The sequence below is a fragment of the Pseudomonas sp. JAI111 genome (assembly GCF_024809425.1).
Taxonomy (GTDB): domain Bacteria; phylum Pseudomonadota; class Gammaproteobacteria; order Pseudomonadales; family Pseudomonadaceae; genus Aquipseudomonas.
Genome location: NZ_JANUCB010000013.1, coordinates 139,828 through 151,650, shown reverse-complemented (window position 1 = coordinate 151,650; position 11,823 = coordinate 139,828). Strand labels below are relative to the sequence as shown.

9 protein-coding genes are annotated in these 11,823 nt (G+C 60.8%); 6 read left to right on the top strand and 3 right to left on the bottom strand.

All coding sequences use genetic code 11. From position 1 onward, the window contains the following. Positions 1-145: 145 nt before the first annotated feature. Complete coding sequence (locus HNR03_RS29505) at positions 146-1,069, bottom strand: TIGR03571 family LLM class oxidoreductase (RefSeq protein ID WP_259157588.1); 924 nt, start codon at positions 1,067-1,069, stop codon at positions 146-148. Between the two features lie 274 nt (positions 1,070-1,343). On the opposite strand from HNR03_RS29505, the gene mrdA reads away from it, so the two are divergent. The 5 genes from mrdA to HNR03_RS29480 all read left to right on the top strand — a co-directional run bounded on the left by mrdA (position 1,344) and on the right by HNR03_RS29480 (position 9,068). Further along, positions 1,344-3,236, top strand: a complete 1,893-nt coding sequence (gene mrdA, locus HNR03_RS29500) for a penicillin-binding protein 2 (RefSeq protein ID WP_259157587.1) — start codon at positions 1,344-1,346, stop codon at positions 3,234-3,236. Positions 3,237-3,492: 256 nt separating this feature from the next. Next, positions 3,493-5,397, top strand: coding sequence for a sigma-54-dependent Fis family transcriptional regulator (locus HNR03_RS29495; protein ID WP_259157586.1), 1,905 nt, complete (start codon positions 3,493-3,495; stop codon positions 5,395-5,397). Continuing rightward, the gene (locus HNR03_RS29490; RefSeq protein WP_259157592.1) at positions 5,397-7,115 is read left to right on the top strand and encodes an ABC transporter ATP-binding protein; all 1,719 of its coding nucleotides are present in this window, start codon (positions 5,397-5,399) and stop codon (positions 7,113-7,115) included. The genes HNR03_RS29495 and HNR03_RS29490 overlap by 1 nt, the downstream gene beginning before the upstream one ends. Further along, complete coding sequence (locus tag HNR03_RS29485) at positions 7,105-7,782, top strand: S8 family serine peptidase (RefSeq protein WP_259157585.1); 678 nt, start codon at positions 7,105-7,107, stop codon at positions 7,780-7,782. Before HNR03_RS29490 ends, HNR03_RS29485 begins: the two co-directional genes overlap by 11 nt. Further along, positions 7,779-9,068 (top strand): NAD(P)/FAD-dependent oxidoreductase, encoded by a 1,290-nt coding sequence (locus HNR03_RS29480; protein WP_259157584.1) that lies wholly within the window; start codon positions 7,779-7,781, stop codon positions 9,066-9,068. Before HNR03_RS29485 ends, HNR03_RS29480 begins: the two co-directional genes overlap by 4 nt. Before the next feature lie 126 nt (positions 9,069-9,194). On the opposite strand, the gene HNR03_RS29475 is transcribed toward HNR03_RS29480, so the two are convergent. After that, a complete protein-coding gene (locus tag HNR03_RS29475; RefSeq protein WP_259157583.1) occupies positions 9,195-10,685 on the bottom strand; it encodes an aldehyde dehydrogenase in 1,491 nt (496 codons plus the stop codon). Between the two features lie 274 nt (positions 10,686-10,959). On the opposite strand from HNR03_RS29475, the gene HNR03_RS29470 reads away from it, so the two are divergent. Beyond that, positions 10,960-11,214 (top strand): DUF1652 domain-containing protein, encoded by a 255-nt coding sequence (locus HNR03_RS29470; RefSeq protein WP_259157582.1) that lies wholly within the window; start codon positions 10,960-10,962, stop codon positions 11,212-11,214. Positions 11,215-11,262: 48 nt separating this feature from the next. On the opposite strand, the gene HNR03_RS29465 is transcribed toward HNR03_RS29470, so the two are convergent. Next, positions 11,263-11,619: a hypothetical protein gene (locus tag HNR03_RS29465; RefSeq protein WP_259157581.1), complete on the bottom strand. Its 357-nt coding sequence runs from the start codon at positions 11,617-11,619 to the stop codon at positions 11,263-11,265. Between the last annotated feature and the right edge of the window lie 204 nt (positions 11,620-11,823).

The following is an 11,823-nucleotide window of genomic DNA, read 5'->3' as shown; positions in this document are numbered from 1 at the left end:
TTCCCCATGTGAGAGTAGGTCATCGTCAAGATTAAATTCCGAAACCCCTATCTGCGTATGCAGGTAGGGGTTTTGTTTTGCCCGCAGGAAAGTTCTGCGAAGGGAAGGGCAGGCCTGAGGAGGCTGCCCATGGATCCCCCGCCACTTAATGAAACTTCGGCAGAACGTGCTCGGCGATCTCTTCAATCACTTCTGCCACAGGGCGTTCGCTACGACGCAGGTGCAAGCCAACGTGTTGTACACCTGCCTCGCGCAATGCCTGAAGCTCATCGATCAAGGCCAACCGTCCGCAGCTTCCACCGAAGCGCACGCGCCGCATGGGGGCATGAGGATTCGCTGCCAGGTCCAGGTGTACGAAGCTGATATAGGGTTTGTCGCCCCCAACTTCCCGCCACAACCCCACTCGCCGACGATGCTCATCGGGCGTGCCAGGGTAGGCAAGCCAGCCATCCATGTGTTCACCGATCCAGGCGGGTGATTGCTGACCCAGGCCTGCCACCAGTAACGGTGCAGACTGCTTGCGCTCTGGAAGCAGACGAGCCCCCTCAGGTAAACGACCTTCGCCCTGGCTGCGTATCAATTCAACCGTGTCGCGAAAGACCTCCCCTCGCTGAGCGTAATCCACCCCAAACAACGGGTACTCCATCGGTCGGTCACCACTGGCGACTCCCAATAGCAAACGTCCATCACTCAATTCATCAACACTGTTTGCGGCTTTAAGGGTTAGCCAAGGCTGACGCAATGGCAGCACCACCGCCGCGGTACCCAGCATGATGTGTTCTGTAATTCCGGCGAGATACCCAAGGTAGGAAAAGGTCTCGAAGACCTGTGCCGCATCGCCAAAGTCAGGGTCGTAAATCGGCACATCGCGCACCCATAGGGCTCGAAAACCTGCTTTGTCAGCCAGGCGAGCCATCGTGGCGTGCTGCTTTAAATCGGGAACACCGAAGGGACGATCATCAGCCATCCGACTGCGCTGCCCATCACTGGACCAATCATTATCCAGTGGGAGCTCAAGCCCTATGGAAAATCCGTTCGAGCCAAGTAGACGTTCAAAGCGTGGATGCATGAAAAGACTCCCAAAACATAAATGGAATGACATGCCCCCAGTATCTATAGGCGGATCAGCAAGAAAAATGCATGAATCGGAATATCAGTCTTGAACAAACCGCACGAGTCGGCGCAACACCGACTGTCGTTTTGGCCTGTGAAGGGCAACCCTTATAGGAAATCGCACTAAAGTGACCGTATGGTTTTTGGTATGGTGCAGCTCGTTTTTTTAACGGACTGATTTCAGGCCCACGGATCGGCGCCCTTTTTATCGTCATAGAGTTGCTACAGAAATGCCTGAACCCATACCCATCAAGGACCACGAAAAAGAGAAGCATCTGGTCAACAAACGGTTGATCGCCTGCGCCTTGTTCGTCGTCGCCATATCCTGCGCACTCGTGGTGCGGATGTATGTGTTGCAGGTGGTGGAGTTCGACTATCACTCCACCATCTCCGAAAACAACCGTGTCCATGTGTTGCCGATCACCCCTACGCGAGGGCTGATTTTCGACCGCAACGGTGTTGTCCTCGCAGACAACCGTCCCAGCTTCAACCTGACCATCACCCGCGAACGCGCCACCGATGTCAAAGAAGAACTGGATGAAGTGGTCAACCTCCTGCAGCTTCCAGCAGAAGACCGGACCCTGTTCGACAAGGCCATGAAGCAGGCGCGTCACCCGTTCGTGCCGGTCACCCTGTTCTACGAGCTCAGTGAACAGCAAATCGCTGTACTCGCGGTCAACGAGTTCCGTTTGCCGGGGATCGATGTCGAGCCACAATTCGTCCGCCATTACCCGATGGGCGCGCACTTCGCCCATTCGATCGGCTATGTCGGTCGCATCAACGAAAAAGAATCCAAGACCCTCGATAACGTTGAATACCGTGGCACCCAGTCCATCGGTAAAACCGGTATCGAAAAGTTCTACGAGTCCGAACTGCACGGTCACGTCGGTTACGAAGAGGTTGAAACCAACGCCCAGGGCCGCGTATTGCGAGTGCTCAAGCACACCGATCCGATCCCTGGCAAAAACATCGTGCTGAGCCTGGACGTCAAACTTCAGGAGGCGGCCGAGGAGGCATTGGGGGATCGTCGCGGTTCAGTGGTCGCGCTCGATCCATCGACCGGCGAAGTATTGGCCATGGTCAGCAAGCCGAGTTTCGATCCGAACATGTTCGTGACCGGCATCAGCTTCAAGGAGTACGCGGCACTGCACGACTCCATCGACCGGCCCCTGTTCAACCGCGTGCTGCGTGGCCTCTACGCGCCAGGTTCGACCATCAAGCCTGAAGTGGCAATTGCCGGCCTCGATGCCGGTGTCGTGACGCCGCAGACTCGAGTCTTCGATCCAGGTTACTACCAGCTCCCGGACTTCGATCACAAATACCGCAACTGGAACCACAGCGGTGACGGTTGGGTGGACATGGACGCGGCGATCATGCGCTCCAACGACACCTACTTCTATGACCTTGCGCACAAGCTGGGCATCGATCGCCTGCATGATTACATGGCGATGTTCGGCCTCGGCGAGAAGGTCTCGCTGGACATGTTCGAAGAGTCTGCCGGCTTGATGCCGTCCCAGGCCTGGAAGCGTGCCACGCGCCGACAGCCGTGGTTCCCCGGTGAGACCGTCATCCTCGGCATCGGTCAGGGCTATATGCAGGTCACACCGCTGCAACTCGCCCAAGCCACTGCGCTGATTGCCAACAAAGGTGTCTGGAACCGGCCGCACCTGGCCAAGACCGTGGATGGTGTGGCGCCCGTGGACGAGCATCCGATGCCGAACATCATGCTCAAGGATCCGCGTGACTGGGAGCAGGTCAACCATGGCATGCAGTTGGTGATGCATGACCCTCGAGGGATTGCCCGAGCGGCAGCGCTGGGCGCTCAGTACCGCATCGCCGGCAAAAGCGGGACCGCGCAGGTGGTGGCGATCAAACAAGGCGAGCGCTACAACCGGGCGAAAACCCTGGAGCGTAACCGCGACAACGCCTTGTTCGTCGGTTTCGCCCCGGCCGAACACCCCAAGATCGTCATTTCGGTGATGATCGAAAACGGTGAGGCCGGTGGACGGGTCGCCGGCCCGGTGGTCAGGCAGATCATGGACGCCTGGCTACTTGATCAGGACGGCCACCTCAAGCCGCAGTACGCCACGCCAGCCAAACCGCCGGGCGACCCTCACGTCTAAGTGATCAAAGCTTCACAGCACAGGCTCACGGATGCTGAGCATGTGCTGGAAGCTTTCGTCGACCGAGTTCAAACGCAGATTTGTGAACGACGCAAACCCTGTGGGAGCGAGCCTGCTCGCGATGAACGATTACTCGGTCCTGCGGATAAACCACAAACGCCGTAAGGCACTTGCCATCGCCCTTACGTTAACGTAAAGATTGCGGCAGGGCGCTGAACTTAAAAAAGCGCAGGGCGGACCGATCCGGAGCGCTTTGATGACGCTAATAAAAACAACTCCACCCAAGCTGCACCGCGAAGCCCGGCTGGCCCGGGAAAAGCTCCATCTGGAGGGCGAAGTCCCCGATGGCGTGTTGCGCGCGGAAATCGATGCCTCGTGGCGGCGCAGCCTCAGTCACGGCGTGCATTTCAATGGCAAGTACGAACTGGCGCTGGAATCGGGCGCCAGCCTCGACGTGCTGCTGGCGAGCAATCGCCTGCTGATCGACGCGGCATTGCCGGCAATCGATTACCTGGCCGAACGCCAGGGCAAGGAAGGCCTGATCATCCTCGCCAATTCCGATGCCACCATTCTCGCCGTCGAAGGTCGCGCCGATCGCCTCAAGGGCAGCGGCCTGCAAGACATCACCCTTGGCGCCTGCTGGAGCGAAGCGGCTCGCGGCACCAACGCCCTGGGCACCGCGCTGGTCGAGTCGCGGCCGACGATGATTGATTGCGGCGAACATTACCTTGATCGCCTGACCGATTTTTCCTGCACCTCGGTGCCAATTTATTGCCCTCAGGGCGACATCCTCGGCGTGCTCGATTTGACTCGCGAGGGCCCGCTCGGCCGCGTTCATGACAGCACCGCGTTGTTGTCCATGGCCGTCAGCCAGATCGAAAGCCGCGTGTTCAACGCCAGTTATCCGAACGATATCGTCCTGGCTTTCCACAGTCGTCGGCAATACCTGGAATCGCCTTGGCAGGGCCTGTTGGCGGTGAGCCTTGGCGGGCAGATCCTCGCAGTCAGCGTCCAGGCCTGCCAGCTGCTGCACGCCGAGCGTTCAGCGCTGGTCGGGCGGCGTTGCGAAGAGTTTCTAGGTGTCGACGGCTTGCAACTGCTGTCACGGCTGCATCAGGGTGGCGTCGGCAGTTTGCAGACGGCCAAAGGTGAATTTTTCTACAAGGCCCTGCGTGCGCCGCAGCGCTCTATCAACGTCAGCACACCGCCGCGCAGCACGGCCAAAACCGTCAAGCCGCCACCGGATCTCGAAGCCCTGGCCGGTAGCAATGTGCGTTATGCCCGCGCTTTGCGCATGGCCCGCCAAGGCCTGGCCAATGAGCTGCCGGTGTTGCTGCTGGGTGAAACCGGCACCGGTAAAGAAGTGATTGCCCGAGCCTTGCACATGGCCGGCAGCCGCTGCGACAAACCTTTCATCGCGGTGAACTGCGCGGCGATTCCCGAAGGCCTGATCGAGTCGGAGTTGTTCGGCTACCGCGAAGGCGCGTTCACCGGATCGCGTCGAGGCGGCATGATCGGTCGCCTGCAACAGGCCCACGGCGGCACCTTGTTCCTCGACGAAATCGGCGACATGCCGCTGGCCTTGCAGGCACGCCTCCTACGGGTATTGCAGGACCGTAAAGTGGCACCGCTGGGCGCTGGCGAAGAGCAAGACATCGACGTCGCGCTGATCTGCGCCACCCACCGCGACCTCAAACGTCTGGTCGAAGAAAAACACTTCCGCGAAGACCTGTTCTACCGTGTCAACGGCATCAGCGTGATGCTCCCGGCCTTGCGTGAGCGTGAGGATTTCAGTGGCCTGGTCACGCGACTGCTGGCCAAACTCAACGCACCGGGCGTCCTCCTGCATGATGACTTGAACCGCTTGCTTGGCGATTACCACTGGCCTGGCAACATCCGCCAACTGGAAATGGTATTGCGCACCGCGCTGGCCATGCGCGAGCCGGGGGAGACGGTGCTGACCCTCGACCACCTGCCCGACAGCATGCTCGACGAGTTGTCCGCGACCGAACGGCCATCGTCCGGGAGCATTCGCGAAAACGAACTGGAGTTGATTCGCCAGTCCCTGGACAGCCATCAGGGCAACGTCTCGGCGGCGGCCGACGCCTTGGGCATCAGCCGCGCGACCCTGTATCGCAAGCTCAAACAGTTGCGCTCATGATGCAGCGCCTGATCGTGCGGCTGATCGACAGCCAGAACCCCGAAGCCCTGCAATCGGCATTGCGCTGGCTCTACAGCTTTGTGCGACCGCATCGCCTGGCGATTGCCGGGCTGCTTGGGTTGTCGGTCTGCGCTTCGTTGCTGGTGCTGGTGCAACCGTGGCTGACCAAGCTGCTGATCGACGATGGCTTGCTGGCGCGCAACTTTCCGATGCTGGTGCTGATTGCCGGGTTGATGATTGTCGCCGGGCTGCTGGGCACGGCGCTGTCGGGGATCAATCGTTACCTGCACACGCGCTTGTCGGGGCGGATTCTGTTCGCCCTGCGCGACGACCTTTATCGGCATCTGCAAACCCTCTCGCCGAGTTTCTATGGGCAGCGGCGCATCGGTGATTTGATGTCGCGCCTGGATGGTGATGTTGCGGAGATCCAGCGCTTTGCCGTCGACTCGCTGTTCTCTGCGGTGTCCAGCGTGATCGGTCTGGTCTGCGCCGTGGCGATGCTCTTGACCCTGTCGTGGAAACTCTCGCTGCTGGCGTTGGTGCTGATTCCCCTTGATGTGCTCTGGTTGCGCTGGATGCGGCGCAAGGTCGAGCGCGATGTGCGGCAGCTGCGCGAGCGTTCGGCGGACATGTCATCGTTCATGGTCGAGACCTTGCCGGTGATGAAATTCATTCAATCCGCCGGCCAGCAACAGCGTGAATCGCGCCGGCTGGAAAGCCTCGGCCAAGGCTACATGAGCCAGTTGTTGCGCCTGCAAGTCACCGAGTTCTTCACCCAGGCGGTGCCGGGCACGCTGACGTCGTTGTCTCGGGCCTGTGCGTTTTTGATTGGCGGTTATTGGGTGGTGCAGGGGACCTGGCAATTGGGCGCCCTGATCGCGTTTTCCACCTACCTGGGGATGGCGGTCGGGCCGGTTCAGAGCTTGCTTGGACTGTACGTCGCGATTCAGCGGATGACCGTCAGCCTCGGTCGCGTGATGGAGTTGCGTGGCGAAGAACCGACCGTCCTCACACCCGTCGAACCCAAGCCGATGCCGGCCTCGGGTGAACTGCGTTTTGACGCCGTGCACTTCGGCCATCCCGGTCGCCCGACGACGTTGCGCGGTATCGAAGCGCGAATTCCCTATGGTTTGAAAGTCGCCCTGAGCGGCGGCTCCGGTGTCGGCAAATCAACCCTGATCGATCTGCTGCAACGCCACCATGATCCTCAATCCGGCCGGGTGTTGTTGGGTGAGGTGGATCTGCGGGAATTGGACCTGTTCCAGTTGCGTCGGCGGATTGCCGTGGTCAGTCAGGACATCGTGTTGTTTCGCGGCAGCCTCGCCGACAACCTTGCTTATGCCGTGCCGGACGCCAGTCGTGAAGCCATTGCCGAAGTCGCACGACTGGCGCAACTGGACAGCCTGATCGAATCCTTGCCCGAGGGCCTCGACAGCCCGTTGGGCGAGCGCGGCCAGCAATTGTCCGGCGGGCAGAAACAGCGCATCGCCATTGCCCGGGCGTTGCTGCAGGACCCGCTGATTCTGGTGCTGGACGAAGCGACCTCGGCGGTGGATGAAGCCACCGAGCGTGAGGTCATCGAGGCCATCGATCGACTGTTTGCCGGGCGCACGCGGATCCTGATCAGCCACCGCCCTTCAACCCTGGCCGATGCCGATTTGCGCTTTGAGTTGCTCGACGGCGTGCTCACTTCAAAAACGGTGCTGCATGAAGCCTGAGCTGAGGATTGGCGTCGTCGACAGCGGCCATTCGGCGGCGCAACGGGTGCAGGTGATCGCGGGACGGCGGTTCTCATTGCTTGAGGATGGATTGGCCGAAAGCGACTTGCGCGACGATCCGCTGGGCCATGGCAGCGCAGTAATCGAGGCCATCAGCCGGCGAGCGCCTTCGGCCGTCTTTTGTGTGGGGCAGGTGTTCGACCAGCGTGGCGTCACCAGTGCTTTGCAGATCGCCACGGCCATCGACTGGCTAGTGACTCAAGAGGTGCGGTTGATCAATTTGAGCCTTGGTTTGCGACAAGATCGAAGCCTGCTGCGCGAAGCCTGTGCGGCGGCTGTGGCCCGAGGCATTTTGCTGTGCGCCTCCAGTCCGGCGCAGGGCGAGGGCGTGTTTCCGGCAAATTATCCACAAGTGCTGCGGGTCACTGGCGATGCGCGTTGCGCCGAGCATGAATGGTCGTGGCTCAACAGCGCTCAGGCGGATTTCGCCGCGTGCGTGCACGGGACGTATCCGGGGCAGTCGGGCGCGAGCCTGGGGTGTGCGGCGTTGAGTGGGCATATTGCGGGTTTTCTGGCGGCGCACCCCGACGCGAACAACCAGCACGTCATCGAGTGGTTGCGTGAGCACGCCCGGTATCGCGGCCCCGAACGGCGCGTCGGGCCATGATCGTGATTCTTGGCGCGGGGCCGGCAGGGGCTGCGGTTGCCTTGGGTTTACGAGCGCTGGGTTATGCGGTGACGCTGGTCAGCGAGTGGCGCCGGTTTGCGGCGCTCGAAGGCGTGTCGGTGCGGGTGCTGGATGCCTTGCGCGGCGCGGGTCTGCATCAGGCGCTGGCGGACGCGACGTTACCGTCCCAGCGGCAGGTCGCGTGGAACGGCCAGCAGCATGCGCAGAATGTGGAATTTCTGGTGGATCGACCACGCTTCGACCAAGGCCTGCGCGAGGATCTGCGACGGGCGGGTGTTGAACTCATAGAAGGTCGGGTGCTGGGTGTTCAGACGTTGACGACGGGGCATCGCATCGAGCTGGAAGGGCGCGAAGCGTTGTTGGCGGATTTTCTGGTGGAGGCCCGTGGACGTCAGGCGCCTGCACTCGGCAAAGGCCTGCGCGGACCGGAGACGGTCAGCCTGCTCAATCGCTGGCAAGGTACGCCGGGCAGCACCGCCAGTGCCGTGGAAAGCCTTGAGGACGGCTGGGCCTGGATGGCGCGGCGGGCTGACGGACAGTGTTATTGGCAATGGACTGTGGACGTGGCCAGTGCCCAATTGCCGGGCAAGGCGCAATTGCTCGATTACTGCCGCCAACGGCGCCAGAAGTCGGCGCTGGTGCGTGAGTTTTTCGGGAGCGAACCGCAAATCGATCTGCAACTGCACGCTCGCAGCAGTACCGCGATCCTGTGCCCGCAGGTGTGTGGTGATAGCTGGATTCGGGTCGGCGACGCGGCGATGGCGGTGGACCCGCTGTCGGGCAACGGCATTTTCCAGTCGCTGTCCTCGGCATTGCAGGCGCCGACCGTGATCAACACATTGTTGCGTAAACCGGAGCGAGCAGCGCTGGCGCAGCGGTTTCATCAGGCGCGAGTGGAACAGTTGTTTTGGCGCTTTGCGCGGATCGGGCGGGATTTTTATGCCGATGAGCAGCGTTGGCTGGAGCAGCCGTTCTGGAAGGCACGCCGGCAGTGGCCGGATGCTCAACCGGCACACGCCGAGCCGGACTTTCAGGCGCTGAGAATCGAGCGGGCGCCGGTGTTGAAGGACGGTTATGTGGATGAAACCGACGTAGTGATCACCGCGGATCAGCCGTTGGGAATCTGGCATGTGCAGGGGGTTGAACTGGCGCCGGTGGTGCGGCGCTTACAAACCGAGCCGGCCGAACAGGCGTTGGCCGGGTTGACGGTGGAGCAGGGCAGGATGGTTCGCAGTTGGTTACTGTCACAAGGATTCAAACCCTGACACAGGCTGATCGTTCCCACGCTCTGCGTGGGAATGCCGCCAGGGACGCTCTGCGTTCCGCTTCGAGATGTGACGCGGAGCGTCACGGGATGCATTCCCACGCAGAGCGTGGGAACGATCTGTGTATTACAACTTGATCAACACCGACTTCAGCTCGGTGTAATGCTCAATCGCCGCATACCCCATCTCACGCCCGATCCCGGACATTTTGTAGCCGCCAAACGGCAGTGCCGGGTCCAGGGCGCTGTGGCAGTTGACCCAGACCGAGCCTGATTTGATCCGCGGAATCATCCGGTGCACCGCCGCCAGGTCATTGGACCAAATGCTTGCCCCCAGTCCATAAGGGCTGTCATTGGCCATGCGCAAGGCATCGGCTTCGTCATCAAACGGAATCGCTACCAGCACCGGCCCGAAGATCTCTTCCTGCACCAGCGAATGCTTCTGGTCGACGTCGACAATCACCGTCGGCTTGACGAAAAAACCTGGGCCAAATTGCTCGCCGCCGCACGCAATGGTCGCACCACTTTCCCGGCCTTTTTCGATATAGCCGTAAACCCGTTCCTGCTGGCGCGCGGAAATCAGCGGACCCATCTCGACGCTGGGGTCCAGGCCATTGCCAAGCTTCATGGCGTTGGCAATGTCGGCGATGTCCGCCACCACGTTGTCGAAATGCTTGCGCTGCACATACAGCCGCGACCCTGCGCAGCACACCTGGCCCTGATTGAAGAAAATCGCGCTGGCGGCACCGGCTGCGGCGGATTTCAGGTCGGCGTCGGCCATGACGATGGTCGGCGATTTGCCGCCCAGTTCCAGGGTGACCCGGGTCATGGAGTCCATGGCGATCTTGCCGATCTGCTTGCCCACAGCGGTGGAGCCGGTGAAGGTCAGCTTGTCCACCAGCGGATTGTGGGTCAACGCCGATCCGGCGGTGATGCCAGTGCCGGTGACCACGTTGAACACGCCTTCGGGGTAGCCGGCTTCCAGCACCAGTTCAGCGAGTTTCAAGGCGGTCAGCGGCGTTTCGTCGGCGGGTTTGAGCACCACTGTGCAACCGGTGGCCAGGGCCGGGCCGAGTTTCCAGCAGGCCAGCAGCAGCGGGAAGTTCCAGGCGACGATGGCGCCGACCACGCCCACTGCTTCACGGCGAATGAAGCTGTGGAACTGATCGTTGGGCATCAGCGGCAACGACACTTCAACGCTGGAACCTTCAATCTTGGTCGCCCAACCTGCCATGTAGCGCAGGAAGTCGATGGACAGTTGCACATCCATCACTTGGGCCACCGCTGCGCTTTTGCCGTTGTTCAGGCATTCCAGTTGCGCCAGCAGTTCGGCGTCGCGTTCCATCAGGTCGGCGAGTTTCCACAACAGGTTCTGCCGCTCACGGGGACGAGTGCGGGTCCAGGTGGAGTCATCAAAAGCCTGACGAGCGGCAAGCACCGCGCGGTCGACATCCTCCGGCGTAGCCCGTGGCACCACGCACAGCACTTCACCGGTGGCCGGGTTGTGCAGGGGCATGGTCTGGCCGTCGGCGGCCTCGACCCAGTCACCGCCGATAAGCATGCGCGGGGCGCGCTGGATGAATGCCGAGGTGGCGGGAAGCAGATAAGGGAGCGTCATGGCGAGGCCTCTTGTTGTTCATGAGAACCGGGCTTTCGCAATGGCTGTGCCAAGTGCCGGGAAACGCAGCCCCGCCCTTGGTCGGCGCGGTTTGCGAATACTCAATCGAAACGGCGGGCGCCGGTGGGCTGTTGCAAATTGCGACAACGATGAGACGACGAGCAACCTGTTGCGAACTTGAGACACTGACTATTGGGGACTAGAATTTTGTGGCTCGGTGGATGACGCGAGGGACCGTTCATCCGGCCACACATCTGGTGTGAGGGAGGTAGTGATGTTCCTTTCAACCCTGGAAATTCAAAGCATCATCGAACAGAAAATGCTGCCCGCCGTCTGCACGTGCAGCATGGAGGCAGACCAGTCCCTGACCATACGGGTTTGCGACTGCGTAACGGGAAAAGTGGATCTGGTGGCGACCCACGTGCCCCTGTGGACACTGGACAGCCCTCACGCAATCGCCTCGCTGGTGGCGGATATGCGGCACGAAATAGACGCCCACAAAGGCATTCAGCCAACGTTTCTCAGCTGAACCGCCGTCACGCCGCACCACCGAAGTGGTGCGGCGGGTGCCGACGGTTCAGGCGGGGATTTTTCGCGAAAATTCTTCGAATGTGTTGCCATCTACGGCGGCCAGGAGTTTTCTGCCGTCCTTGAGCGTCGCCAGAAAAGTCACTTCGGTCTCCTTGCCCGCCAACATGAAACCGGCAATTGCGCCGATAGGGCCCAGCAACATCGCGCCCGCCACGCCGAAGCCGATGGCATCCTTGATGTTGTTGATCGAATCCTCGTTGGCCACTTCAACACACTTGAACGCTGAGAGCGGGAGGGTGATGCCGGGCCACGGGTGAAGCGACGTCCTGAGGGTGAAAACGCCATCTCTGTACTCTCCATCACCCTGCAGAAAGTCCCCCGCCAGGACAGTGATGCTTGCCATTTTGTTATCCCCTGATTGGCAATCGGTGAACTCCCATTTCGCTCCCGCAGGGGATGGCCGTCAATCGTCGACCGATGAACTGTTCCAGTCCGGCCAACTATGCTTTGTCTCAGACTGAAACAAGTGTCGCGATATTAGACGCAGGCGATCTCGCCTGGACGCCAATCGCGACCCTCGTATTGACCTAAAGGCTTGATTTTAAAA